The 24,743-nt window shown below is 74.0% G+C and carries 25 protein-coding genes; 11 read left to right on the plus strand and 14 right to left on the minus strand.

The window, feature by feature from the left end; all coding sequences use genetic code 11:
- Window positions 1-52 precede the first annotated feature (52 nt).
- Both ACFYE3_RS08535 and rsmI read right to left on the minus strand, forming a co-directional pair.
- Entirely contained in the window at window positions 53-895 is an 843-nt protein-coding gene (locus ACFYE3_RS08535; protein ID WP_387608034.1) for a formate/nitrite transporter family protein, read from the minus strand.
- A 185-nt stretch (window positions 896-1,080) separates the two neighbouring features.
- Window positions 1,081-1,986 carry a 16S rRNA (cytidine(1402)-2'-O)-methyltransferase gene (gene rsmI, locus ACFYE3_RS08540; RefSeq protein WP_387608035.1) on the minus strand — a complete coding sequence of 302 codons (906 nt, stop codon included), beginning with the start codon at window positions 1,984-1,986 and terminating at the stop codon, window positions 1,081-1,083.
- A 133-nt stretch (window positions 1,987-2,119) separates the two neighbouring features.
- Between rsmI and ACFYE3_RS08545 the strand changes: the two genes are divergently transcribed.
- A complete protein-coding gene (locus ACFYE3_RS08545; RefSeq protein WP_387608038.1) occupies window positions 2,120-3,706 on the plus strand; it encodes a dolichyl-phosphate-mannose--protein mannosyltransferase in 1,587 nt (528 codons plus the stop codon).
- Window positions 3,707-3,757: 51 nt separating this feature from the next.
- On the opposite strand, the gene ACFYE3_RS08550 is transcribed toward ACFYE3_RS08545, so the two are convergent.
- The 5 genes from ACFYE3_RS08550 to ACFYE3_RS08570 form a co-directional block, all read right to left on the minus strand.
- Window positions 3,758-4,783 (minus strand): TIGR01906 family membrane protein, encoded by a 1,026-nt coding sequence (locus tag ACFYE3_RS08550; protein ID WP_387608041.1) that lies wholly within the window; start codon window positions 4,781-4,783, stop codon window positions 3,758-3,760.
- A gap of 240 nt (window positions 4,784-5,023) precedes the next feature.
- Window positions 5,024-6,295, minus strand: a complete 1,272-nt coding sequence (locus ACFYE3_RS08555; RefSeq protein ID WP_387608044.1) for a L,D-transpeptidase — start codon at window positions 6,293-6,295, stop codon at window positions 5,024-5,026.
- Between the two features lie 159 nt (window positions 6,296-6,454).
- A complete protein-coding gene (locus ACFYE3_RS08560; RefSeq protein ID WP_387608046.1) occupies window positions 6,455-6,778 on the minus strand; it encodes a hypothetical protein in 324 nt (107 codons plus the stop codon).
- 180 nt (window positions 6,779-6,958) lie between these two features.
- The gene (locus ACFYE3_RS08565; RefSeq protein WP_387608049.1) at window positions 6,959-7,594 is read right to left on the minus strand and encodes a DUF3499 family protein; all 636 of its coding nucleotides are present in this window, start codon (window positions 7,592-7,594) and stop codon (window positions 6,959-6,961) included.
- Window positions 7,595-7,608: 14 nt separating this feature from the next.
- A complete protein-coding gene (locus tag ACFYE3_RS08570) occupies window positions 7,609-8,139 on the minus strand; it encodes a WhiB family transcriptional regulator (RefSeq protein WP_387608051.1) in 531 nt (176 codons plus the stop codon).
- A 316-nt stretch (window positions 8,140-8,455) separates the two neighbouring features.
- On the opposite strand from ACFYE3_RS08570, the gene ACFYE3_RS08575 reads away from it, so the two are divergent.
- Window positions 8,456-9,238, plus strand: a complete 783-nt coding sequence (locus tag ACFYE3_RS08575) for a TIGR03089 family protein (protein WP_387608052.1) — start codon at window positions 8,456-8,458, stop codon at window positions 9,236-9,238.
- A 10-nt stretch (window positions 9,239-9,248) separates the two neighbouring features.
- On the opposite strand, the gene ACFYE3_RS08580 is transcribed toward ACFYE3_RS08575, so the two are convergent.
- On the minus strand, window positions 9,249-9,896 hold the full coding sequence (locus tag ACFYE3_RS08580) for a GtrA family protein (RefSeq protein WP_387608055.1): 648 nt from the start codon (window positions 9,894-9,896) through the stop codon (window positions 9,249-9,251).
- Between the two features lie 249 nt (window positions 9,897-10,145).
- On the opposite strand from ACFYE3_RS08580, the gene ACFYE3_RS08585 reads away from it, so the two are divergent.
- From ACFYE3_RS08585 to ACFYE3_RS08600, 4 genes are all read left to right on the plus strand, one after another.
- Complete coding sequence (locus ACFYE3_RS08585; RefSeq protein ID WP_387608058.1) at window positions 10,146-11,321, plus strand: 5-(carboxyamino)imidazole ribonucleotide synthase; 1,176 nt, start codon at window positions 10,146-10,148, stop codon at window positions 11,319-11,321.
- A gap of 153 nt (window positions 11,322-11,474) precedes the next feature.
- A complete protein-coding gene (gene purE / locus ACFYE3_RS08590; RefSeq protein ID WP_387608500.1) occupies window positions 11,475-11,960 on the plus strand; it encodes a 5-(carboxyamino)imidazole ribonucleotide mutase in 486 nt (161 codons plus the stop codon).
- A gap of 60 nt (window positions 11,961-12,020) precedes the next feature.
- Window positions 12,021-13,640 carry an LCP family protein gene (locus ACFYE3_RS08595; protein ID WP_387608060.1) on the plus strand — a complete coding sequence of 540 codons (1,620 nt, stop codon included), beginning with the start codon at window positions 12,021-12,023 and terminating at the stop codon, window positions 13,638-13,640.
- Window positions 13,641-13,695: 55 nt separating this feature from the next.
- Entirely contained in the window at window positions 13,696-14,715 is a 1,020-nt protein-coding gene (locus ACFYE3_RS08600; RefSeq protein WP_387608063.1) for a lipid II:glycine glycyltransferase FemX, read from the plus strand.
- A 104-nt stretch (window positions 14,716-14,819) separates the two neighbouring features.
- On the opposite strand, the gene ACFYE3_RS08605 is transcribed toward ACFYE3_RS08600, so the two are convergent.
- Window positions 14,820-15,995 (minus strand): hypothetical protein, encoded by a 1,176-nt coding sequence (locus ACFYE3_RS08605; RefSeq protein WP_387608065.1) that lies wholly within the window; start codon window positions 15,993-15,995, stop codon window positions 14,820-14,822.
- 200 nt (window positions 15,996-16,195) lie between these two features.
- Window positions 16,196-17,143 carry a class II fructose-bisphosphatase gene (glpX, locus tag ACFYE3_RS08610; protein WP_387608502.1) on the minus strand — a complete coding sequence of 316 codons (948 nt, stop codon included), beginning with the start codon at window positions 17,141-17,143 and terminating at the stop codon, window positions 16,196-16,198.
- Between the two features lie 369 nt (window positions 17,144-17,512).
- Here glpX and ACFYE3_RS08615 point away from each other — a divergent pair, with 369 nt between their 5' ends.
- From ACFYE3_RS08615 to ACFYE3_RS08625, 3 genes are all read left to right on the plus strand, one after another.
- On the plus strand, window positions 17,513-18,229 hold the full coding sequence (locus ACFYE3_RS08615) for a DUF4245 domain-containing protein (protein ID WP_387608066.1): 717 nt from the start codon (window positions 17,513-17,515) through the stop codon (window positions 18,227-18,229).
- Window positions 18,226-18,876 carry a carbonic anhydrase gene (locus tag ACFYE3_RS08620; protein WP_387608068.1) on the plus strand — a complete coding sequence of 217 codons (651 nt, stop codon included), beginning with the start codon at window positions 18,226-18,228 and terminating at the stop codon, window positions 18,874-18,876. The genes ACFYE3_RS08615 and ACFYE3_RS08620 overlap by 4 nt, the downstream gene beginning before the upstream one ends.
- A gap of 77 nt (window positions 18,877-18,953) precedes the next feature.
- Window positions 18,954-20,375: a class II fumarate hydratase gene (locus tag ACFYE3_RS08625; RefSeq protein ID WP_387608069.1), complete on the plus strand. Its 1,422-nt coding sequence runs from the start codon at window positions 18,954-18,956 to the stop codon at window positions 20,373-20,375.
- 124 nt (window positions 20,376-20,499) lie between these two features.
- Here ACFYE3_RS08625 and ACFYE3_RS08630 read toward each other — a convergent pair whose 3' ends face one another.
- Together ACFYE3_RS08630 and ACFYE3_RS08635 are read right to left on the minus strand one after the other, a co-directional pair.
- Window positions 20,500-20,745, minus strand: a complete 246-nt coding sequence (locus tag ACFYE3_RS08630; protein WP_368821728.1) for an acyl carrier protein — start codon at window positions 20,743-20,745, stop codon at window positions 20,500-20,502.
- Window positions 20,746-20,932: 187 nt separating this feature from the next.
- Window positions 20,933-22,156: an MFS transporter gene (locus ACFYE3_RS08635; protein WP_387608072.1), complete on the minus strand. Its 1,224-nt coding sequence runs from the start codon at window positions 22,154-22,156 to the stop codon at window positions 20,933-20,935.
- Between the two features lie 55 nt (window positions 22,157-22,211).
- On the opposite strand from ACFYE3_RS08635, the gene ACFYE3_RS08640 reads away from it, so the two are divergent.
- Complete coding sequence (locus ACFYE3_RS08640) at window positions 22,212-22,814, plus strand: TetR/AcrR family transcriptional regulator (protein ID WP_387608074.1); 603 nt, start codon at window positions 22,212-22,214, stop codon at window positions 22,812-22,814.
- A 46-nt stretch (window positions 22,815-22,860) separates the two neighbouring features.
- Here ACFYE3_RS08640 and ACFYE3_RS08645 read toward each other — a convergent pair whose 3' ends face one another.
- Together ACFYE3_RS08645 and ACFYE3_RS08650 are read right to left on the minus strand one after the other, a co-directional pair.
- Entirely contained in the window at window positions 22,861-23,331 is a 471-nt protein-coding gene (locus tag ACFYE3_RS08645) for an NUDIX hydrolase (protein WP_387608076.1), read from the minus strand.
- A 63-nt stretch (window positions 23,332-23,394) separates the two neighbouring features.
- On the minus strand, window positions 23,395-23,919 hold the full coding sequence (locus ACFYE3_RS08650) for a prepilin peptidase (protein ID WP_387608078.1): 525 nt from the start codon (window positions 23,917-23,919) through the stop codon (window positions 23,395-23,397).
- 66 nt (window positions 23,920-23,985) lie between these two features.
- Between ACFYE3_RS08650 and ACFYE3_RS08655 the strand changes: the two genes are divergently transcribed.
- The gene (locus ACFYE3_RS08655) at window positions 23,986-24,741 is read left to right on the plus strand and encodes a hypothetical protein (RefSeq protein ID WP_387608080.1); all 756 of its coding nucleotides are present in this window, start codon (window positions 23,986-23,988) and stop codon (window positions 24,739-24,741) included.
- Window positions 24,742-24,743: the final 2 nt, after the last annotated feature.

Below are 24,743 nucleotides of genomic sequence, written 5' to 3' on the forward strand. Positions count from 1 at the left end.
AATCACGAGCACTCGGGGGACCCGGCGCAGGAAGATCGCTGGAATGCCGCGCTCACGCGACCGGGACGCGCTCCTCCTGCAGGGCCGGCCCGGTGCGGGGAGCCCCGGTGCGGGCGTGGGTGGCGTACAGGGTGAGCCCCACGAAGGTGAGCCCGCCCACCAGGTTGCCGAGCACGGTGGGGATCTCGTTCCACACGAGGTAGTCCATCACCGAGAACCCGCCGCCGAGCAGCAGGCCGGAGGGGAACAGGAACATGTTGACGATCGAGTGCTCGAAGCCCATGTAGAAGAACAGCATGATGGGCATCCACATCGCGATGACCTTCCCGGAAACACTGGTGGACATCATCGCGGCGACCACCCCGGTGGAGACCATCCAGTTGCACAGGACGGCGCGGACGAACAGCGTCAGCATCCCGGCGGCGCCGAACTCCGCGTAGCCGACGGTCCGGCCCTCGCCGATCTCGCCGATCCGGCTGCCGACCTCGTCCGGGGGCAGGGAGAAGCCGTAGGTGAAGATGACCGCCATCAGGACGGCCACGACGAACGCGCCGGCGAAGTTGCCGGTGAACACCAGGCCCCAGTTGCGCAGCATCGAGCGGACGGTGACGCCCGGGCGCCTGTCGATGAGCGCCAGGGGCACGAGGGTGAACACGCCGGTCAGGAGGTCGAAGCCCAGCAGGTACAGCAGGCAGAACCCGACCGGGAAGAGCACGGCCCCGAGCAGCGGCTGGCCCGTCTGCACGGTGACGGTGACCGCGAACGCCGCGGCGAGCGCGAGGATGGCACCGGCCATGAAAGCACGGATCAAGGTGTCGCGGGTGGACATGGCGACCTTCGCCTCTCCGGCGTCGATCATCTTCGTGACGAAGTCGGCGGGCATCACATAGGACATGGCGTGGCTCCGGTGCTGGACGGTCAGGAGGACGCCGGGGCCCGCGCGGCACGTGCCCGGATCCCGGCACGCCCGAGTCTGGCCGGGCGATGTTTCGGCACCGTGTCCCCGCCCGCTCCCGGGGGTCAACTCGGCCTCACCGGGTCGCGGCCCGCCCGTGAGGTGGTGTCCGGACCGGCCCGCCGTCAGCCCTTGCGGGCGGCCAGCACCGTCTCGTAGAGCTCCCGCTTGCCCACGCCCGTGCGCTCGGCGACGCTGCCGGCCGCGTCCTTGAGCCGGGTCCCGTCGGCCACGAGCGCCTCGACCTCGGCCACGAGGTCCTCGGGGCGAGCGGCCTCGGGGGCGGGGGCACCGGCGACGACGACGGCGATCTCCCCGCGCACCTGCCCCTGCCCGCACCAGTCGACGAGCTCGGCCAGCGAGCCCCGCACGACCTCCTCGTGCAGCTTGGTGAGCTCCCGGGCGACCACCGCCCGGCGGCCGGGTCCGAACGCGTCCCGCAGCGCGGTGAGCATGACCTCGAGCCGGTGCGGGGCCTCGTAGAAGACCATGGTGCGCCGCTCGCCGTCGAGCTCGGCGAGCCGGGTAGTACGCTCCGAGGACTTCCGCGGCAGGAAGCCCTCGAACGTGAACCGGTCCGTGGGCAGACCGGACACGGCCAGCGCCATGAGCACCGCCGAGGGACCGGGGATCGCGGTGACGGTCAGGCCCTCGGCGGCCGCGGCCTCCGAGAGCCGGTAGCCGGGGTCGGAGACGGTGGGCATCCCGGCGTCGGAGAGGACCAGCACGGTACCGCCGGCGCGGACGGCGTCGAGCAGCTCGGCGACCCGTCCGGCCTCGTTGTGCTCGTGGTGGGTGAGCACCCGCCCGCGCGTGGTGACGCCGAGCCCGGCGGTGAGCCGGCGCAGCCGCCGGGTGTCCTCCACGGCGAGCACGTCCGCGGTCTCCAGTGCCGCCCGCAGCCGGGGCGGCGCGTCGCCGAGGTTGCCGATCGGGGTGCCCGCCAGGACCACCTGCCCGGGGCCCGCGGCGCCACTCGCGGAGTCGGCGGGAGCGTCGTCGGGGGCGTCGTCGTGGGGTTCCGTGTGCACGGGTCCACTCTACGGCGCGCTCCGCCGGGCTCGCCCGAGGCCGCGGGCGCCGGGAGGCGTCCCCTACGATGACACCGTGAGTTCCTCGGTGCGTGCCCCAGTCCTGGCCCCGGGGCCTCGGCCGGCCGCACCGGTGAGCACCCTGCACCGGTCCCTGGCCCCGGCCGCCCTGCGGGAGCGGCTGCTGCCGGCCCCCGCGGCGGTGGCCCGGCTCGCGTGGCTGGCGCCGCTGCTGGTGGTCCTGCTCGGGGGACTGCTGCGCTTCCACCGGCTCTCCCACCCGGACGCGATCGTCTTCGACGAGACCTACTACGTGAAGGACTCCTACTCGTTGCTGCTGCACGGCTACGAGCGCCAGTGGCCGGAGGGCGCGGACGAGCTGTTCGTGGCGGGCACCCCGCCCGAGGCCCTGGGCACCCCCTCCTACGTGGTGCACCCGCCGGCCGGGAAGTGGCTCATCGCGTTCGGCATGTGGCTGTTCGGCGCCGAGGACCCCCTGGGGTGGCGCTTCTCCGCGGCCCTGGTCGGGACGCTCTCCATCGCGCTCGTGTGCGCCGCCGGGTGGCTGCTCTTCCGCTCGGTCACGGTGGCCACGCTGGCGGGGCTGTTCACCGCCGTGGACGGCCTGCACCTGGTGCAGTCCCGGCTCGCGATGCTGGACGTGTTCCTCATGTTCTTCGTCCTGCTCGCGTTCGTCCTGCTCCTGCTGGACCGGGAGCACGGGCGCCGCCGCCTGGTCGCCCGGCTGGGCGTGGCCCCGGGGCACGGCGTCCCCGACGCGGAGCTGCTGCGCCGCCTGGAGTGGGGTCCGTGGCTGGGCGTGCGCTGGTGGCGGATCGCGGCGGGCGCGGCCTGCGGGCTCGCGGTCGGTGTGAAGTGGAGCGCCCTGTTCCTGGTGGCCGGGCTGGGCGTGCTCACGGTGCTGTGGGACCTCAACGCCCGCCGGGTGGCCGGGGTGCGGCGCTGGCTGCTCGCGGGGGTGCTCAAGGACGGCGTGCCCGCGTTCCTCGCGGTCGTCGGGACGGGCCTGGTGGTCTACGTGTCCGCCTGGGCGGGCTGGTTCGCCTCGGAGGACGCCTACGACCGCACCTGGGCGCAGCAGCACCCGGGCGAGGGCCCCCAGTGGCTGCCCACGCCCCTGCGCTCGCTGTGGGCCTACCACTCCTCCGCCTACGGCTTCCACAGCGGCCTGGGCACCGACCACTCATACGAGGCGCTGCCGTGGCTGTGGCTGACCCTGGGCCGGCCCACCTCCTACTTCTACGAGGACCCGGAGCAGGGCACGGCCGGGTGCGCGGTGGAGCACTGCTCGCAGGCGATCCTCAACATCGGCAATCCGCTGCTGTGGTGGACCGGGATCGCCGCCGTGCTCGTGGCCGCGTGGCTGTGGGCCGTGCGGCGGGACTGGCGCTCCGGGGCGCTGACCGGCGTGTTCGCGGCCGGGTACCTGCCCTGGTTCCTGTACCCGGAGCGCACCATGTACTACTTCTACGCGCTGCCCGTGCAGCCGGTCCTGATGCTCATGCTCGCCGGCATGCTCGGTCTGGTCCTGGGCCGGCGCGGGGACACCGTGCGGCGCCGGCAAACAGGTCTCGTGGTGGTGGGGGTGTTCACGGCCGCGGTGCTCCTGCTGAGCGCGCACTTCGCGCCCGTCTGGTACGCGGAGACCGTCGAGTACGCCCAGTGGCGGGAGCGGATGTGGTTCGCCGCCTGGATCTGAACCGCGGCGATCTGGTCGGTGATCGGCTCAGCGACCGGCTCGGCGGCCGGCTCAGCGACCGGCCAGCCGCCGCTTGAGCTCCTGCCGCCGGCGCACCCGGTCGAGGGCCCGGTGCCGGCGGAACGCGGTGGGCCAGGTGGCGGCCATGACCGCGAGCGCCCCCAGGAGGGCGAGCCCGGCCACCGCGATCGCGGCGTCCATCCAGAACTGGGTGGGGTACAGCCGGATGAGGGTGTCCGAGGCCCGGAAGGTCCAGGTCCCGTCCGAGAAGAAGAGGGAGTGGAACAGCGCGAAGAACTGCTGCCAGCCGAGCACCGCGGCGACCGCCAGCGCGACCAGCAGCGCGACGGTCAGCCACGAGCCGAAGAACAGGGCGCCCGAGGCGGCGCCCGGGGCCTTCGCCCGCAGGTACAGGCTCGAGACGATGCCGAGCAGCGCCAGGACCGCGACCACGGCGAGCGCGCTCTGCAGCACGATCTTCACGTCGGTCATGTGCGCGACCTCGGAGCTCAGGAACAGCTGCGCGCCGTCCGTGTCCTGCAGCCCGCCGAGGAACCCGGACGGGGCCCAGTTCATGACGTAGTCCAGTCCGTAGGAGCCGAAGACCATCCGCTCCTCGGTGGAGAAGCCGTACGCGTCCGCGGGGAAGCCCGGGCGGTGGTACTCCGCCCACAGGAACAGGGGCGTGGCCACCACGCGCACGGCCGCGGCCAGCAGCGCGAGCGGGAGCACGAGCACCAGGAAGACCTGCTGCAGTCGCGGCAGCCGCGGCTCGTCCGCCACCGCGTCCCGGCGCAGCGCGGCCCGGCGGCGGGCCTCCGCGTCCGGGTCGTCGTCCCCCGCGGCCTCGTCGGCCCCGACGGCGCGGGAGCCCCCGCCCGCGCGGCCCGTCGCGCGGCGCGGCCCGGCGCCGCCGTGCTCGCCGGGGCGTCCGTCGTCGTGCTCGTCGTCGTGCTCGGCCTCGGCGGGGACCACGGCGGGGAGCAGGCCCGTCCACACGGGCTCCTCGCGCTGCTGCTCGTCGGTGGGCGGGTCGGCCTGCTGCCAGGGGGCCTTGTCGTTGCTGGGGGTGGCCACGGGCGGGTCCTTCGGTCGGAGGGGGTCAGGGGTCCGGGGCGGGCGGGTCCGCTCCGGCCGGTCCCGATCCTACCCACCGCGGGCCCGCTCCCTCCCCACCGGCAGCGCCCGCAGGCCTCCCCCACCGGCGTCCCGCACCGGTCTCCTGCACCCGCTTCCCACCAGGGGCTCTGCGCCGGAGACTCCATGAGCAGGAGCTCGACGGCGGAGACCGAGCAGCAAGAGCTCAGCGCCGGGCGCTCACCAGTCGCCCTTCCACTCCTCGTCCGCGTAGTGCTCGAGCGGGATGTTCCAGTCGCCGTACCCGTCGTCGGGATCGGCCTGCGGGTAGCCGGTGCCCACGACCTCCACGACGTCCCCCGGGCGGAACACGTCGTGGATGAACTTCGCCCCCTCGGGCGGCATGCCCACGCACCCGTGGGAGACGTTGGCGATCCCCAGGACGGGCAGCGCGGAGGGCAGCGCCTGGTGGACGAACTCCCCGCTCGCGGTCAGCCGGGACACGTTGGAGGCCCAGAACGTGTCGTACCAGTGCGGGTCCCCCGGCTGCAGGTCGAGGGAGGAGGCCTTGAACAGGTACTCCGGGGCCTGCTCCATGATGACCTTCTGCCCGGTGGTCGAGGGCCAGTCCGGGTTGCCCAGGGTCACGGGGAACGTCCCCGCGACCTCGCCGTCCACCCAGGCGGTCAGCGTCTTGGTCTCGTTGTCCACCCGGGCGTAATGCTCGGCGCCCGTCGAGAAGCTCCGGCGCAGGTCGTGGTTGCCCACCATGCCGTGGCCCACGTCGAGACCGAGCAGGTCGAGGGAGACCGTGATCTCCGAGCGCGGCGCCCACTTCTCGGCCGGGCGGTAGCGGAGCACCGTGTCCGAGTACCAGCGGAAGGCGCCCGTCCGGTCCCCGCCGCCGTCCACGGTGACGGCCTCCTCGACCTGCGCCTTGTTCGCGACGGGCTCCGAGAAGGTGAACTCCAGGACCTGCCCGGTGCCGTACAGCCCGCCCTCGACGACGTTGAGGCGCGCGTCGACCTCGTGGGCCGCCAGGACGGTCGTGAACGTGCTCGTGCCCGTCGTCGTGGATCCGGTCCCGGACGCGGCGCTCCAGTGCAGCACGTACGGGGTGTCGAAGGCCAGGTCCGCGGTGCTGGTCCACGTGCGCCCGTCGGCGGAGAGCTCCCCGGGCACCGGTTCCCCGCCGGGGGCGGGGACCAGCACGACGTCGGTCAGCGCGCCGCCGTCGGCGCGCACCACGACCGGTTCCACGGGGTTGTGCTCGACGGCCGCGTCCGCGGGGGCGACCGTGACCTCCGCCGGCGCCGCCGTGGCCGGCCGGCTCGAGGACGGCGTGGTCGGGGCGATGGCGGTGGCCGTGGGCTCTTCCGCAGGGGCTCCGGAGGCCTGCGCGCAACCGGTGGCGAGCAGGACCGTCAGGGCCCCCAGCGCGACCAGGCGCCGGGGGGCGAGCAGGACCCGCAGGGCAGGGGGCACAGGATCCGGGCAGGAGGACAGGGGCATGGGGAACGGCACCTCGAGCGTCAGGGGGTGGGGGGAGCGCGGGGGGAACGCTGGCGAACTGCTTTCACGATAGGTCCACCGGTCGCGCACGACCTCACCCGCCACCCATCGGTCACGAATGTTAACTCCTTCGTGACCCCCGGCGTCGGGGCCGGAGCCTCAGCGCCCGGGGGTGAGGCAGGGGATGCCGCGGGTGATCGGGTAGACCGGGTGCACGCCGTCGCGGAACGGGCGGTCGCTCATCAGCCGGTCGGCGTCCACGGGGATGAGCGTCCCGCCCGTCAGGGGGCACCGCAGGATCTCGGCGAGGTCGGGCGCGAGGGCGGCCGCCACCGGGGGCGCCGGTTCCGGCTCGGGCGCCGGCAGCGCCCAGGGAGCCGGGCGACGGTCGGCGGGCGCCTCGGGGCGCCGGGCGGGTCTGCTCCCGTGGCGGGCGTCGGTGAGGTGCTCGTGCGTCGGCTGCGTCGTTGCAGGGACAGTCATGGGGGGGACTCCTGGTGCTCCGGGGGGAAGAGCCACCCGCACCGGGCAGGTGCGGTCTGCGGCTCATCCTAGGGGCGGAGCACCGGCGTGGTCCGGAACCGGCCGGGGACGCGCGGTTCACGCCTCGGACCGAGCCGTTCAGGCCTGGGGACGGGCGGTTCACGTCTCGGGTCGGGCGGTTCAGGCCTCGGGCCGGGCGGAGCCCCCGCGCGCGGCGGGCCGGCGCAGGTGCGCCCGGCGCAGGGCTGCGGGCACCGGGACGTCGTGCCACGGCACCTCGGGAGCCGGCTCCGGACTGGGCCGCGAGGCGCTCGCCGGGACGGGCCTCCGGGGACTCTCCGGAGCGGGCGGCGGGGCCGTCGTCGGTCCGCTCCGGGCGCCGCTCTCCGGGGCGGGCGTCCGCCGGCCGGTGCGGGAACTCGCAGGGGGGCTCTCGGGGCGCGGGACGGAGGGCCCCGGCGAGGAGGATCGCGGCAAGGACGGCCGCGTCAGGGAGACGTCGCGCAGCACCGTCCGCGGGCGGTCACGGACGGGCGCCGGGGGCTCGCTCTCCCGGACCGCCTCCGCCACGGCACCGATGTCCTCGCGCCGCGCCCGCGCCTCCGGCAGCTCCAGGCGGACGACGCGCCAGCCGCGGGGCACCGTGAGCCGGTCCGCGTGCACGGCGCACAGGTCGTAGGCGTGGGGCTCCGCGTGGCCGGCGAGCGGCCCGACCACCGCGGTCGAGTCCGAGTACACGTAGGTCAGGGTCATGACCGCGTCCCGCGTACAGGTCTGGCGGGAGCAGAGACGGGTGGCGCTGCCGGAAGAGCTCATGGCCCGAAACTACCTCAGCGGGCGAGACGGCGCAGGCGGCGGCGCTCGCGCTCGGAGAGCCCGCCCCAGATGCCGAACTTCTCGTCCTTGCTCATCGCGTAGTCGAGGCACTCCGCCTGCACGGGGCAGGCCTCGCACACGCGCTTGGCGTCACGCGTGGACCCGCCCTTCTCGGGGAAGAAGGCCTCCGGGTCGGTCTGGGCGCACAGCGCGTCGGTCTGCCACGCGAGCTCTCCCTCGTCCTCGTCCACGGCGTACAGCCCGGCCACGGCGCTCCAGTCGGAGCCCTCGTCGGCGGCGGGTGCCTCGAGCAGGTCGAGGGCAGGTGCCGCTCCGACGCCGGAGAGGTTCTGGACGGCCTCGTGGGCCCGGAGATAGGCCGTGGCCTGGTCGTCCAGGCTGCCGGCGGCCCGGCGGACGTTCCGCTCGGCGGCGCGCGGATCGACGGGATCGACGAACCAGTCCTCGGGCACCGAGCGCATGCTCCGTCGACGGGCATCGAGGGGGCTGGATTCCACGACCTGCTGTCGTGCGGCCTCTCCCATGACTTTCCTTCCATCCGACACGATCGCTCGGGCCCGGCACAGTACGGGGGACGCGGACCCTTTGCATCCCGGAGAACGTATCCTTGCTGATCGTCTGCCGGACTTCCCAATTACACGTGTGTAACTAGTACGGCGTCAACCCACCTCGGGTGACCACCCGTGCCACGATATCCGGGAAGAATGGCTTTGGGAGTAGACGTTTTTCCACGTCACGGCTCAATTTTCGACAGGCGTCCGCAGAACGCGAAAAATGCGGACCTACGCATATGCCATGCCCCCGCCGCGGGCGCGGCATCCACGAGGAGGAACCATGGTCATGCCGATCCCCCGATCTGTCCCCCGCTTGGTGGACAAACTGCGGAGCAGCAGCCGTCCTGCCCTGATCTGGTACGGCCTGGACGGCGAGCGCGTGGAGCTCTCCGGGCGGGTCCTCGACAACTGGGTGGCCAAGACCGCGAACCTGTGGGTGGACGAGCTGGACCTCGGGGCGGGCGACGTCGTGGCCCTCGGCGACGAGGTGCACTGGCGCAGTCTCGCAGTCGTCCTGGGCTCGTGGACGATGGGGGCGGCCGTGCGAGCGGTCGACCCCCGCGAGGGCGCGGCGGAGCCCGGGGACCGGGCCGTGGTGGGGCTCGTCGACGCGCAGGGGGCGACGCCGCCGCTGCTGGACCGGGTGCCTGCCGGCGCGCGGGCGGTGGTCCTGGACCGGCCGGCGCTCTCGCTCGGTCGCCGCGGCGAGCTGCCCGGCGGGGACGTCCTCGACTACTGCGCCGAGGTGCGCTCCCACGCGGACGTCTACGACGGCGCCGAGGAACCGGCACCGGACGGTGCCGCGCTCGGAACCGCGGGCACCGACGGCTTCCTGCCGCACGATCGCCTGCTGCCGGCTGCGGGCGAGCTCGCGTCCGGGCGGGAGGCCGCGTGGGGCACGGCGTCGGCGGTGCACGTGCCGGGGCGGCGGGTGGACGCCGAGTTCTTGCTGCGCGTGCTGGCCGTGCTGGTCGGGGGCCGGGCCGTGGTGGTCACGGACCGCCCGGCGGACGCCGCCGACGACGCCTGGCGGTCGGTGCTGGCGGCCGAGAACGCCGTTCCCTTCTGAGCGGGACGGTTCAGCGGCCCTCGACCGGCTCCGTGCTCTCGTGGCTCTCGTGGGCGTCCGTGCCGGATCGGGCCGCGCTTCCCGTCCGGTGGCGGCCGCCCTCCCGGGGGGGATGCGTGTGCTCGCGGTGGGGGTGCCCGGCGTCCTTCGCGGGCTCGTGGCCGGTGATCAGGGCGATCTCGAGGGCGGCGGTATCCGCGAAGTTGGGGTCCTCGTCGAGCTCCTCGGTGAACACCCAGAAGCGGTAGGCGAAGTACCGGAAGACCGTGCCGAGGATGGTCCCGATGATCGTGCCGGACACGAAGGACGCGTAGGTGCTGGTGAGACCCAGCACGTAATAGCTGAAGCCCAGGCAGCCGAGCTCGATGGCCATGCCGATGCCGTTGGCCACGAGGAACTGGATCAGCTCGCGGCGCTTGTCCGACTGGCGCTTGTGCCGGAAGGTCCACAGCCGGTTGGCGACCCAGGCGAAGACGATGGCCACCGCCGTCGCCACGAACTTGGCCTTGAGGTGACCGTCCTCGAACACCGTGTGCATCAGGATCCAGGTGAGCGACGCGTTGATGACGAACGCGAGGGCGCCGACGACGCCGAACTTCATGAGTTCCTTGACGAAGAGGTGCCACAGGGCATCGAATCGGTCGACGAGACGGTTCACGCGGCTTCAGGTCTCCCAGGTGGTGAGGCGGTGGGCGCCGGCCGGCGCGGCGGTCGACGCGCACGGAAGAGCATCCGCGGCGGACCTCGGCACATCCTACCCCGCCCCTCCTCGGCGGCACCGGAGAGTTACAGCACAGTCCCCTGGCCGCTCCCGGCCAGGTGCCGGGAACGGGACGGCAGGACAGTCCCGGAGGGCGGGGGCGGTGCCCCGCCGGAAGGGGTCGACGGGCCGGGATACCCTGGTCGGGTGAAATCTTCTGTGACCGCCCCTGTCGTCGGCGTCGTCGGAGGCGGGCAGCTCGCCCGCATGATGGCGCCCTCCGCCACCGCCCTGGGGATCGAGCTGCGCGTGCTCGCCGAGGGCCCCGACGTCTCGGCCGTCGCGGCCGTGCCCACCGCGCCGGTGGGCGACTACACCGACCTCGACGTGCTGCGCCGGTTCGCCGAGGGCGTCGACGTCCTGACGTTCGACCACGAGCACGTGCCCACCGAGCACCTGCAGACCCTGCTCGCCGAGGGCGTGGACGTCCGCCCGGGCCCGGACGCGCTGGTGCACGCCCAGGACAAGCTGTGGATGCGCGCGGCCGTGGAGCGCCTCGGGCTGCCGAACCCTCGGTGGGAGGCCGTGGCCGACGTCGAGGAGCTGATCTCCTTCGGCGAGCGCTCGGGCTGGCCCGTGGTGCTCAAGACGCCGCGCGGCGGCTACGACGGCAAGGGCGTCATGGTGCTCGACACCGCCCAGGACGCCCGCGGCGCCGCACCGGCGCAGTGGTTCGCCCGCACGGACGGCCCCCTGCTGGCCGAGGAGAAGGTCGGGTTCGCCCGCGAGCTCTCCGCCCTCGTGGCCCGCTCGCCCTCCGGCGAGGTGCGGGCGTGGCCGGTGGTGGAGTCGATCCAGGTGGACGGCGTCTGCGACGAGGTGCTCGCGCCCGCCCCGCAGCTGCTGCCCGAGGTCGCGGTCGCGGCCGCGGACGCCGCCCGGACGCTGGCCACGGAGCTCGGGGTGACCGGGGTGATGGCCGTGGAGCTCTTCGAGACCCCCGGCCGCGGCATAGGGTTCCTGGTCAACGAGCTGGCCATGCGCCCGCACAACTCCGGGCACTGGACCATGGACGGATCCGTGACGAGCCAGTTCGAGCAGCACCTGCGGGCCGTGCTGGACCTCCCGCTCGGGGAGACCGGGCTGATCGGCGGGTCCGCCGTGATGAAGAACTACCTGGGCGGGGCCAACCAGGACCTCTTCGGCGCCTACCGGGCGGCGATGAGCGCCGAGCCCCGCGCCAAGATCCACAACTACGGCAAGGCCGTGCGGCCCGGGCGCAAGATCGGCCACGTCAACCTCACCGGCGCCGCGGACGAGATCCCGGAGCTGCGCCGGCGGGCCACCCGCGCGGCGGCCGTGCTGCGCGACGGGCAAGCCTGACCCGCGTGCCTCCCACGGCCCGTCCAGCCGGGACGGATACCGTAGCCCCAGACCGGACCGCGATGGCGGCCCCCACCCGCCGAGCAGCCCAGGAGCAGCAGTGAACGAGAAGCAGCAGTGAACGAGAAGCAGCAGCCCGTCGTGGGCGTCGTGATGGGCTCGGACTCCGACTGGCCCGTGATGGAGGCGGCCGCCACCGCGCTCGAGGAGTTCGGGATCCCGTACGAGGCCGACGTCGTCTCGGCCCACCGGATGCCCACCGAGATGATCGAGTACGGCCTGCGGGCCCACGACCGGGGGCTGCGGGTGATCATCGCCGGGGCCGGCGGCGCCGCCCACCTGCCGGGGATGCTCGCCTCGGTGACGCCCCTGCCCGTGATCGGCGTCCCCGTCCCCCTGAGGACCCTCGACGGCATGGACTCGCTGCTGTCGATCGTGCAGATGCCGGCCGGCGTCCCGGTGGCCACCGTGTCCATCGGCGGGGCCCGCAACGCCGGCCTGCTGGCCGCCCGGATCCTCGCCGCCGGCGCGGACCCGCAGGCGGAGGCGCTGCGCGGGCAGCTCCTGCGCTTCGCCGCCGAGCTCCGGCAGACCGCCCACGACAAGGGCGCGGCCCTGCGCACCCGCCTCGACGGCTGACCCGGCCGACCGCTCCCCTCCTGCCCCTCCCCCGCCCGCCCTTCCCCGCCGGAGCTGCCCGTGAACGGCCACACCCCCCGCGCTGAGCACGATCCCCGCCCGCCGCACGACGCGTCCGCCGACGACTCCCCGTCCCGGGACCTCCCGCCCGACGCCGTGACGGCCGTGCGGGGCGTCGACGACGACGCGGCGACGAGCCCGCCCCGGCTCACGGACCCCCTGCGCCACCCCCAGCACGCCGGGGACGGCACCCGGGCCCGGCGTGCCTGGACGCTGCTGCTGTCCACGCTCGTGGTCCCCGGCAGCGCCCAGCTCGTCGCGGGCCGGCGGACCACGGGGCGCGCCGCCCTCAAGGTCGACGTGGTGGTCTGGGCCGCCGCCGCGCTGGCCCTCGTCTGCCTGGTGCTGTGGCGGACTCCCCTGATCTGGTTCCTGACGAACTCCTTCACGTCGCTGCTGCTGATCGCGGGACTGCTGGCCCTGGCGCTCGGGTGGGCGTACCTCTTCTTCGACACGCTCCGGCTCATCCGGCCAGGTCTGCTCGTGCAGCGGACCCAGCGGGCGGTGGCCGCGGCCACCGTGGCGCTCATGCTCGTCACCTCGGGCGGGCTGGCGTACTCCGCCTATCTGCTGTCCGTGACGCGCGGGGCGGTCTCGGACGTCTTCGGCGGCGGGCTGCCCTTCCGGCCCTCGGACGGCCGGTACAACATCCTGCTCATGGGCACCGACTCCGGGGAGGACCGCTCGGGCCGCCGCCCCGACTCGATGACGGTGCTCAGCGTGGACGCCGACTCCGGGCGGACCGTGACCGTCTCCCTGCCCCGCAACCTGCAGAACGCGCCCTTCCCCGACGACTCGCCGCTGGCGGACGTCTATCCCGAGGGCTTCAACTGCGGCGACGAGTGCATCCTCAACTCCCTCTACACCGACGTCACGAACAACCACGCCGAGCTCTACCCCGACGCCGCCGACCCCGGCGCCGAGGCCATGAAGGACGCCGCGTCCGGCGTCCTCGGCATCGAGGTCCAGGCCTACGCGATCGTCGAGATGAACGGCTTCGAGCAGCTCGTGGACGCCCTCGGCGGGATCACCATCGACGTCGGCGGGCGGGTCCCGATCGGCGGCGGCACCGACCTGACGACGGGCCTGCCGAACGAGATCTTCGGGTACATCGAACCGGGCGTCCAGCACCTGGACGGCTACCACGCCCTCTGGTACGCCCGGTCCCGCGAGGGGGCCACGGACTACGACCGCCAGGCGCGCCAGCGCTGCGTGCAGGCCGCGATGCTCGAGCAGCTCAACCCCGTCAACGTGCTGACGCGGTTCGAGGACCTCGCGAACTCGGGCACCCAGGTCGTCGAGACCGACATCCCGCAGAGCCAGATCGGCTCGTTCGTGGACGTGGCGCTGAAGGCCAAGGAGCACGAGCTCGTGCAGTACGCCGCCGGCCCGCCCTACTACGACCCGTCCTTCCCCACCTACCCGGACTTCGACCTGCTGCACGAGGACCTCGACCGGGTGCTCGAGGAGGCCACGGACCGTGGCGCGCGGGACGCGGAGGCCCTGCCGGGCGGCACGGGTGTGGGCTCCGGGATCGCGATGACCGCACCCCTCGCGGCGGCGAAGCCCCTCGTCAGGACGCAGGAGCTCACCCCCAACGGCACCTGCTCGGTGCCCTGACCGGACCGGGCCGCGGGTCGCCGGCGGCGCCCGGACGCCCCGGTACAGTGGGGACGTGGCGAACATACTGCAGTCGAACGCATGGGCCGGATTCCAGCGGAACCTGGGGCACACGGTGTTCCAGGCCTCCGGGGACGGATGGCGCTACCTGGCGATCCTCGAGGGCGGCCGGACCGGTCGCTACCTCTACTGCCCGTACGGCCCCGAGGCCCGGAGCCCGCAGGCTTTCGAGGCCGCGCTCGACGACCTCGCCCGCACGGCGAAGACCGAGCGGTGCTGGTTCGTGCGGGTGGAGCCCGTCGACGCCGCGGTGACGGACGGCCTCGAGACGCCCGAGGCGTCGCTGCGCCGGCGCGGGCTACGCCCGGCGCCCCGGCAGGTGCAGCCCGGGCACACCCAGGTCATCGACCTCACCCAGGACGCGGACGCCATCCTCAAGGACATGAAGTCCACCAACCGCAACCTGCACCGCAACATCGCCAAGAAGGGCGTGACCTTCACGACCTCGACCGACCCCAAGGACGTCGACGTGCTGCTGGGCTTCCTGGAGGCCACGGCCGAGCGCAAGGACTTCGCCCGCCAGCAGGACGCCTATCTGCGCGAGGCCGCCCGCAGCCTCATGCCCGTGGGCGCGGCGGCCCTCTACGTCGCCCGGCTCGACGGGGAGCCGATCGGCGCCTCCCTCGTCTACGACTCCGACGACACCCGCACCTACGCCCACGCCGCCATGGACTTCGAGCACCGCAGGCTCTCGGCGGGGATCCCGCTGGTCGTGCGGATGGTCCTCGACGCCAAGCAGAAGGGCCTGAGCCGGTTCGACCTCTTCGGCACCGCGCCGGAGGACGCCGGCCCGGACCACGCGTGGCACGGCTTCACGAAGTTCAAGAAGTCCTTCGGGGGCCGCCCGGAGTCCTACCCCGGCACCTGGGACCTGCCGCTGAGCCGCGGGAAGTACGCCGCGTACACCGGTGTGCGCGCCGCCCGGGAGGCCGCCGTCTCGGCCCGCAAGAGCCTGCCCGGCCTGAAGGCCCGGCTCCGGCAGGCCGTCGCCGGGGTGCGCCGCAGGGAGGCCTGAGCGCTTCCCTCGACCGGCGGACCGGCACCTGGCGGATCGGGCCGGCGGGGTCGGTGCCGACCGGGGCCGAGCCAGCAGGGGGCCGGGCGGGCTGCGGCCCGGCGTCAGCGCCCCGCCGCGTCCCGGAGGGCGGAGATGCTCTCCCCGACCACGCGGCGGGTGAGGTCCCTGGCCCGCCGGGCCCGCCCCCGGGCGGGGCGCCCCGTGCCGCCGTCGTCCTCGGGCACGTCGTCCGGCTCCCCGCGGTCGGGCAACCACGCCGGGGCGGACTCGTCCAGGCCCAGCTCCGCGGCGACCGCCGTCCCCGAGGCCTCGGCCGCGGCGTCGGCGACGTCCTCCGAGAACTCCCCGGCCGGGCCCCGCCCCAGGGGCTTCTCCCACGGGCCCAGCACCGGCCGCTGCGCCGCGGCGAGCTCGCGGACCACCAGCGGCACCTCCGTCTCGTCCGGGTCGCCGCCGTCGAGGCGCTGCACGCGCCGCTTCTGCAGCTCGACGATCCCGGTCAGCAGCAGGGCGTCGTCCACGCCCAGGTCCCGCCCCCGGCGGGTGAAGCCGAGCCGGTAGATCATCGCCAGACCGCGCGTGTGCACGAACCACAGGTAGCCCAGGGCACTCTCGCGGCCGTCCTCGGCGGCCTCGGTGGCCACGAGCAGCAGCGAGTCGTCGCCGAGGTCCTCCAGCAGCTGGGTGATGAGCCGGGTCCGCAGCCCGATGTTCGCGAGGACCCGGCTGCCCGCCGTGACCTCGCGCACCGTCACGCCCGGGGTGCGCAGGGCCGTGCGGCACCGGTCCAGGGTCGCCTCGGAGAGCCGCCGCGAGAGGTCCTGCTCGGTCTCCCCCAGCACGACCTCCAGCCGCCGCGGCTCGTCCGACCCGGCGTCCGCGGCGGGACGTGCGAACCCGGTGGCCTCCAGGGCCTCCGCGGTGCCGGGGGCGCGCAGGGTGTCGGCCTGGAAGCGCAGCAGGACGGCCGAGTGCTCCTCCCGCGCCCAGTCGGCGAGCGCGGCGGCGACCACGGGCAGGTCCTCGGGCCGGTGGACGTGGCAGTGCACGGTCCCGGCGACCACGCGCTCGGCCTCGGAGCGCAGGTAGAGCTGGGCGTAGCCCACGGTGCGCTGCTCGGCGTCGTGGACCATGACCCGGTCGACCCGCAGGCCGGGTCCCTCGGCGGAGACCTGCGCCTCGCCGATGCCCCAGAGCTGCTGCGGGTGCCCGCCGGTCACCCGGACGGTGGCGTCCCAGGTCTTGCGGTTGGGACAGGGGCTGACCGTGGTGCTCACGTGGGGATCCTCCTCGTCACCCGGGCGCTCCGCCCCGGCTGGGGGACCGCGGTCGGCGCCCGCAGTTCGGCCTCCAGTCTAGAGCCGGAAGGGGTGGCGACAGGTGCCGGACACGGTGTGACCGGGGACGGCGGGACCCCCGTACCGGTGGACGGTGCGGGGGTCCTGTGCCGCGGCCGCGCGGACCGCGCCCTCCGGGCTCAGTGGCGGGCGTACTTCTCCCACTTGGAGGCCAGGTGCTCCGCCTCGACCATCCGCACGGTCCCGGAGCGGGAGCGCATCACGATGGACTGGGTGGTGATCCGGGGGCCGCGGTAGCGCACGCCTCGCAGCAGGTCGCCGTCGGTGATGCCCGTGGCGGCGAAGAAGCAGTTGTCGGAGGTGACCAGGTCGTCGGTGCTCATGATGGCCTCGAGGTCGAGGCCGGCGTCGAGCGCCTTCTGCTTCTCGTCGTCGTCGGTGGGCGCCAGCCGGCCCTGGATGATCCCGCCGGTGGCCTTGACGGCGCACGCGGTGATGATGCCCTCCGGGGTGCCGCCGATGCCCATCATGACGTCCACGCCGGTGCCCTCGCGGCAGGCCGCGATCGCCCCGGCCACGTCCCCGTCGAAGATCATCCGGGTGCGGGCACCGGTGGCGCGGATCTCGTCGACGAGCGTCTGGTGGCGCGGGCGGTCCAACACGCACACGGTGAGCTGGTTGATGTTGATGCCCTTGGCCCGGGCCACGAGGTGCAGGTTCTGCTTGACGGGCAGGCGCAGGTCCACGAAGTCCGCGGCCTCCGGGCCCACCACGAGCTTGTCCATGTAGAAGACGGCGGAGGGATCGAACATCGACCCGCCGTCGGCCACCGCGATGACGGCCAGGGCGTTGTTCATGCCCAGCGCGGTCAGGCGGGTGCCGTCGATGGGGTCCACGGCGACGTCGGAGGCCGGCCCGGAGCCGTCGCCCACCTGCTCGCCGTTGAACAGCATCGGGGCCTCGTCCTTCTCGCCCTCGCCGATGACCACGGTGCCGTTGAAGTGCACGGTGGAGAGCAGGGACCGCATGGCGTCGACCGCGGCCCCGTCGGCGGCGTTCTTGTCGCCGGCGCCGACCCACTGGCCGCCGGCGATCGCCGCGGCCTCGGTCGTCCGCACCAGCTCCATCGCGAGGTTGCGGTCGGCCACGTTGTTGGTGCGCGCCTGGATCGTTCCGGTGGATTCTTCGGCCACGTTGTTCCTCACCTTCGAGTTCACGTTCTGCGGGACCCCCGGGCCGGGCTCGGCCGCGGGCGCGGTCCACGTCCCGCCCAGCATATCGCCCGCTCCCCCGCGGACCGCGACCTGCGCCACATCCGCGGCCGGAGGCGGCCGGGACGGGCGGAGCGGCCGCGGCGGACAGGGGGACGGCGGACAGGGGGACGGCGGACAGGGGGACGGCGGACAGGGGGACGGCGGACAGGGGGACGGCGGACAGGGGGACGGCGGACAGGGGGACGGCGGACAGGGGGACGGCGGACAGGGCACAATGGACGGGTGAGCTCCTCGACCCCCGACCGTTCCGCAGAGCACCGCGCGGCAGAACACCCCGCGGCCGCCGGCACCGGCACCGCGCCCGGCCCCGGCACCCCCGGTCCCGATGCCCCCGGGCAGCCGCTCCCGCAGATCACGGAGAAGCAGGCCCGGCGGCTCAACGCCCCCGTGCAGGGGATGATCATCTCCATGGCGGTCCTCCTCCTGCTGGTCCTGCCGTTCGTGTGGCTCCAGCCCCGCCCCGACGCGCAGCCGTACCGCCCCGACGTCGACGTCGCCCAGGAGGCGGACTACGTCGCGGACGAGGCGCCCTTCAGCCCGGTCGTGCCGGAGCCGGGCGAGGGCTGGACCGCCAACTACGCCCGGTGGAACGGCGGCGCCGCCGAGGGGGTGCCCTTCTGGGAGGTCGGCTGGGCCACTCCGCAGGGCAGCTTCATCGGCCTGGTCCAGACGTCCATGGCCAACCCCACGTGGCTGGCCCAGCAGACCGAGGCCCTGCCCGCCACCGCGGTGGTCGAGGCCGGGGGCGTGCCGTGGGACGTCCACGTCCGGGAGGAGTCCCGGAACCAGGACGCCGTGACCGTGTACACCGGAGAGGTCAACGGCTCCACCGTGGTGCTCAAGGGCGACGCGCCCGGCGCCGAGCTGGACCGGCTGGCCACCGCCGTCGCCGAGGACCTCACCGACGCCCCTGCCCCGCGAACCACGGAGATGCCATGACCCCGGACACCCGCCCCGACGACACCTCGCCCCGCACCCCGGCCGCCGCCTGGCGGCGGCTGCGCGACGGCAACGCCCGTTTCGTGGCCGGCGAGTCCCTGCATCCCAACCAGGACGCCTCCCGCCGGCAGTCGGTGGCGGGCGGGCAGAACCCGTTCGCCGTGATCTTCGGGTGCTCGGACTCGCGGCTGGCCGCGGAGATCATCTTCGACCTCGGCCTGGGCGACGCGTTCGTGGTGCGCACCGCCGGTCAGGTCATCGACGACGCCGTGCTCGGCTCGATCGAGTACTCCGTGGCGAACCTCGGCACGCCGCTGATCATGGTGCTCGGCCACGACTCGTGCGGGGCCGTGACCGCCGCGCACGACGTCGCCGGCTCCGGGCAGATGCCCCGCGGTTTCCAGCGGGACCTCATCGAGCGGATCATGCCGTCCGTGCTCGAGACCCAGCGCCACGGCCGGCAGGACGTCAACGCGGCGGTCGTGGAGCACACCAAGCAGACGGCGTCGCGCCTCATGGAGCAGTCCCGGGTGATCGCCGATGCCGTCTCCAACGGCGACGTGGCCGTCGTCGGCGTCTTCTACCACCTGGAGGACGGCGAGGCGGAGCTCGTCCACGGGCACGGCACCTGGCTGCCGAGCCGCTGAACCGGGCGCCCCGGCCGGCGACCGTCACCGGGGGTCGCCTTGCCGGGCGTCACCTGGCGCTGTCCTAGACTGGCGCCATGGCTGATACCACCGCAGAGACCACCGAGTACCGCATCGAGCACGACACCATGGGCGAGGTCCGCGTTCCCGCGAACGCCCTGTACCGCGCTCAGACCCAGCGGGCGGTCGAGAACTTCCCCATCTCGGGCAAGCCCCTCGAGCCCCAGCACATCGTCGCGCTGGCACAGATCAAGAAGGCCGCCGCCAAGGCGAACGCGGAGCTGGGGGTGCTCGACGACGAGCGCGCCCGCGCCATCGCGGCCGCCGCGGACAAGGTCGCCACGGGGCAGTACGACGAGCACTTCCCGATCGACGTCTTCCAGACCGGCTCCGGGACGTCCTCCAACATGAACACCAACGAGGTGCTGGCGACCCTCGCCAACCAGGCGCTCGAGGGCACGGACGTCGAGGTCCACCCCAACGACCACGTCAACGCCTCCCAGTCCTCCAACGACGTCTTCCCGACCTCGGTGCACGTCGCCGTCACGGGCGCGCTGATCAACGACCTGGTCCCGGCCATGACGCAGCTGGCCGAGTCCCTCGAGAAGAAGGCCGCGGAGTTCCAGGACGTCGTGAAGTCCGGGCGCACGCACCTCATGGACGCCACCCCGGTGACACTGGGCCAGGAGTTCGGCGGCTACGCCGCGCAGGTCCGCTACGGCATCGAGCGGGTCCGGTCCTCCCTGCCGCGGGTGGCCGAGGTGCCGCTGGGCGGCACCGCCGTGGGCACCGGCATCAACACCCCGGCCGGTTTCTCCGCCCGCGTCATCGAGCTACTCGCCGAGGAGACCGGGCTGCCGATCACCGAGGCCCGCAACCACTTCGAGGCCCAGGCCAACCGGGACGGCCTGGTCGAGGCCTCCGGCCAGCTGCGCAACGTCGCCTACAGCTACATGAAGATCAACAACGACCTGCGCTGGATGGGCTCCGGCCCCAACACCGGCCTCGGCGAGATCCTCATCCCGGACCTCCAGCCCGGCTCCTCGATCATGCCCGGCAAGGTCAACCCGGTGATCTGCGAGTCCACCATCCAGGTCTGCGCGCAGGTGATCGGCAACGACACCACGGTGTCGCTGTCCTCCACCAACGGCGCGTTCGAGCTCAATGTGGGCATCCCGGTCATGGCCTCGGCCCTGCTGGAGTCCATCCGGCTGCTCGCGAACTCCTCGCGCGTGATGGCCGAGAAGATGATCGACGGGCTCGAGGCCAACGCGGAGCGCTGCCGCTTCCTCGCCGAGGCGTCCCCGTCCATCGTGACCCCGCTGAACAAGGCCATCGGCTACGAGGCCGCCGCGAAGATCGCCAAGCACGCCGTGGCGAACAAGATGACGGTGCGCGAGGCGACGATCGCCCTGGGCTACGTCGAGAACGGCCAGCTCACCGAGGAGCAGCTGGACCGGGCGCTGGACGTCACCACCATGACGGGCCCGAACGCCTGACCCGGAGCTCCCTCCGCACCGAGGGGTCGCGTCCGCACGGGAATGCTGCGACATTCCCTGCGGACGCGACCCCTCGTGTCGTGCGGCGGCTGCTCGTGGCCCCGCCCCGGACCGGTGGCCCGGGTCAGGGCGTCACGGCGGGCCCGGACTCGTCGGACTTGGAGAGCTCCTTGATGAACTCGTGGCATCTCCGCGCACGGTCGGCGTCCTGGCTCATCACCTGCTCGAAGAAGTCGGCGATGTCGTCACGGCCGGCGTTGCGGGCGTCCCGCACGTACTGGCCGTAGTCGTGGCCTGCCTTGAGCGAGTGGTACTGCACGGAGACCAGGTCGTAGGTCACGTCGTCGAAACCGGTCTGTCCTGCGGGCATGTCGTTCCTCCTTGCTCGTTCGTGCTCGTCGGGTGGACGCCTCCGAGTCTAGGATCGGGTGACACCGGTCACAAGTAAGTACGCTTTGTGTCCGCCGGCGCCGCCGCCGGGCAGGCCGTGGCTCCTGACGCGGAGGTCGCTGTGCGCGGAGCACTGCGGCAGGCCCCGAGGGGATGCGCCGGGACGGTCACCGCTTCCGCACCCCGGCCGTGACACCGGCCAGGACGCACAGGCCGGCGGCCGGCACCGCCAGGACCGCCGGGTCCGCCACCTCCCGGGCCAGCCCGAAACCGGCAGAGCCCAGCGCCTGCCCGGTGGCCAGGGCGATGAAGAGCACGGACGTGCCCGCCCCGGCGCTGCCCGGCCAGAGCCGGCGTGCCCAGAGGATCAGCACACCGGACAGGCCCATGTAGCCGGCACCGAAGAGGGCCATGCTGCCGTGGGCCACCCAGGCGCTGCCGGCCCCCACGGACACCGCGACTCCGGCGGCGGCCACGGCCAGCGCACTCGCGCACCAGCACCATGCACCGCGGATTCCCGCGCGCCGGACCAGTGTGCCGGTGAGCGCGCCGAGGAGACCCCCCAGCCCGAGGGCGATCCACAGCCCTCCGACCCGCGCCGGGGGGACAGCACCGGAGCCGGTGAGCAGCAGCGGCCCGAACGTCCAGATCAGGGACGAGCCGGCGCCTGCGACGACCGCCGCCGCGCCGGGGCGGACGAGGAGCCGCCACGGGCCCCGGGGCGGCGGGGCGGACGGACCCCGGACAGGCACGGCGGACGAGCCCCCGGCGGGCACGGAGGGCGGCTCCGCGGTGGGACGACGAGCCGAGGCGGGACCGGTGCCCGCCCGGGCGGAACACCACGCCGCCGCCGTGGCCGCCGCGCACACCAGCGCCATGAACACCCAGGCCGGACCGACCGCCGCGGCCGTCGAGGCCACCACCCCGGCCCCGATCACGCCCACGGCCGTTCCGGAGTTCACCACGGACTGCGCCGTCGCGGTGGTGTGCGGGGCGACGACCGCGTCGATGACCGGCACCAGCGCGGGAGAGGCGAATCCTCCGCCCATGCCGCCGACGAAGACCGCGACCACGAACAGCAGCGGGGTCGAGGCGACCGCCACCCCCAGGCACCCGAGGACCGCGGTGGCCCCGGCGAGCAGCAGCCCGGCACGAGGGCGCCGGTCGACCCACCGTGCGGCCACCACCGCGGCCAGCGAGTACGAGGTGAACTGCGCGGCTCCCGCCCAGCCGAGGACACCCGTGAGGTCCGGCCGCTGGGCGCTCAGGACCGGAGCGAAGAGGCCCACCCCGAAACGTGCCATGCCGTAGGTGGCGGCGATCAGCAGCATGCCCGCCACTGCCGCCCCGAGGCCGGCTCCCGCCCGGCGGTCCACGGTGGTTCCGGTCATCTCTGCCCCCTGAGCATAACGGTCGTTTCACCAGAACGAACGTTACACTAGGGGCATGGCCAATCCCCAGCACACGCGGGACCGCATCCTCGACGCCGCCGAGGAGCTGTTCTTCTCCGACGGCATCGCCGCGACGGGCGTCGACCGGGTCGCCGCAGCGGCCGGAGTGGCGATCGTGACGCTCTACAAGCACTTCGGCTCCAAGGACAACCTCCTGCGCGAGGTGCTCGCCCGCCGGCTCGACACCTGGGCCCGGCACTGGGACGAGGCCGTCGCCGGCGCCGGCACCGGGGAGGAGCGTCTGCTGGCGGTCTTCGACGCCGTCGAGTCCTTCCGTGCGTCGGCCGGACCGACCCAGTGGTGCTGCTTCCTGGCCACCGCCTCCGAGCGCCCTGCTCCCGAGGACGTGCGGACGGACCCGGTGTTCGAGCTGATCCGGCAGGACACCCGGCTGGTCACCGACCGGCTGGCGGACCTCGCCCGGGACGCCGGGTGCCAGGACCCGGCCGCCACGGCCTCGGCGCTGCTGCTGCTCTACAACGGGGTGCTCAGCAGTCTCCTGCGCGGTGCGCCGGCTGATCCCGTGGCGCTCGCCCGCCGCACGGCACGGTCGATCATCGGCTCTCCCGCCGGACAGGTCCCAGCAGCCCGGTCCTGAGGGAGCGGGCTCGCACCGTCTCGACGCCCGCCGACGGGGACGGCGCTCAGACCACGAAGCGGGGTGGGCCGCTGTGCGCCCGCGCGGCCCGCAGCCGCTCGAGCTGGTGGGGCGGCATGGGCGGGAGCCCGTCCGGGGAGTACCAGCCGACCTCGAGCGACTCGTCGTCGTTGACGCGCGCCTCGCCGGCGACCCAGCGGCAGCGGAAGGTGTGGTCCAGGAACTGGCAGCGGTCCCCGTTCGGGTACTGCACGGGCTCCCCCGCCCTGACCGCCACGAGATCCTCCACGACGGCGACGACGCCGGTCTCCTCCAGGCACTCGCGCACCGCCGTGACCGCCGGTTCCTCGCCGGGCTCCACGATCCCGCTCACCAGCCCCCAGTTGCCGTTGTCGCTGCGCCGGGCCAGCAGCACCCGGCCGTCCTCGCGCAGCACCACGGCGGTGACGGCGGGCAGCCAGAGCAGGTCGTGGCCGATCTTCTCCCGCAGGGACAGGACGAACTCGGGGGTGGGCATGCGGGCTCCTCGTGGGGGTCTCGGGGCGTGGACTCCGGGCCCATTGTGGCAGGCCGGCCCGGGTCAGGGCAGCAGGAGGACCCCGAGGGCCCCGGTGATCATGGCGGGGCCGAACGCCACCTGGGAGCGGGCGTCGACACGGCCCAGCGCCACGAGCACGGCGCCGGCGAGCCCGCCGAGCACGAACCCGGCCGCCGCCCCCAGCACGGCGTGCCAGACGGAGACGAAGCCCAGGCACATGCCGAGCAGCCCGGAGAGCCGGACGTCGCCCATGCCCATTCCGCCCGGGTGGAGCATGCGGAGCAGGACGTACAGCCCGCCCACGACCACCAGGCCCCACAGCATCCACAGCAGCCGGACGGGCTCGCCGGCCACGACCGCCGCCCCGCCCAGCAGCACCCCGCACACGGGGTAGAGCGGGCGCACCACGCGGCCGGGCAGGCGGTGCTCCCGGACGTCCGTGCGCCACAGCCACGCGCACGCGACCGCGAGCACGGCGGTGCCGAGCGCCGCGAGCGCGCCGGCGGCCCACCCGGCGGTGTCCCCGCGGGCGAACTGCTCGGTCAGGAAGGTGCCCACACCGGGCATCGTAGCCCCGGCCGCCGCCGGCACGGGGCGCCTGTGGACGCCCGGGGCCGTCCCTAGACTGGGGCCATGCCCCGCTCCCCCGTCCCCGCGCCCGACGACCAGGACGAGTTCTGCGCGCTGAGCCGCTCCTCGCCGTGGCGCTGGGACACCGTGCGCTTCGTGCTGTCCTGGCTGGCCCCGGCGGACGCCGTGCCCCGCCGACCGGTCCGGGCCTGGATCCGCCGCCCGGACGGGCTGCGCGTCGAGGCCCTGGACGGCACTCCGCTGTACACGGCCGGCACGCGGGAGCAGTCCCGCGACGACTTCTACGTCGCCTCGACCTCGGCCTCGTGGCTGCTCGCGCCGCAGCTCGTGGCCCCGGTGTTCACGGACTCCGGGCTCGTCGAGCGCCGGCCCGAGGCGGCCTACGGGGACCCCGTCTTCGGCGGCGGTCGCTGGCAGGCCATCCTCGACCCGGTCGAGCTGGCCGGGGACGCCCCCGTGCCGCCCTATCTGCCGGAGCGGCGGCCCTGCACGGTCGAGGAGGTCAGCTCCGGCACCCACCACGGGCGGCGCGTGCGCGCCGCCGTGGTCGTCCCCGGCCACGCCTACACCCCGACGACGCCGGGGCACCCCCTCGCCCCGGCCCGCACCCGGTTGCTCCTCGACGAGCGGACGGCGATCTGCGTCCGCTCCGAGGTGCTCGAGGGGCCGCTGGCCGGCACGGGCCACGATCTGCGGGTCGAGGCCGTCGACGAGTACTTCATCGACGACCTCTTCCGCTCGGTGCGCCTGGACCTCACGGACGTGAGCAGGCACCTGCCCTGGCCCGTCGGCCCCTGAGG

This window comes from Kocuria arenosa, assembly GCF_042879215.1.
Lineage (GTDB): Bacteria > Actinomycetota > Actinomycetes > Actinomycetales > Micrococcaceae > Kocuria > Kocuria arenosa.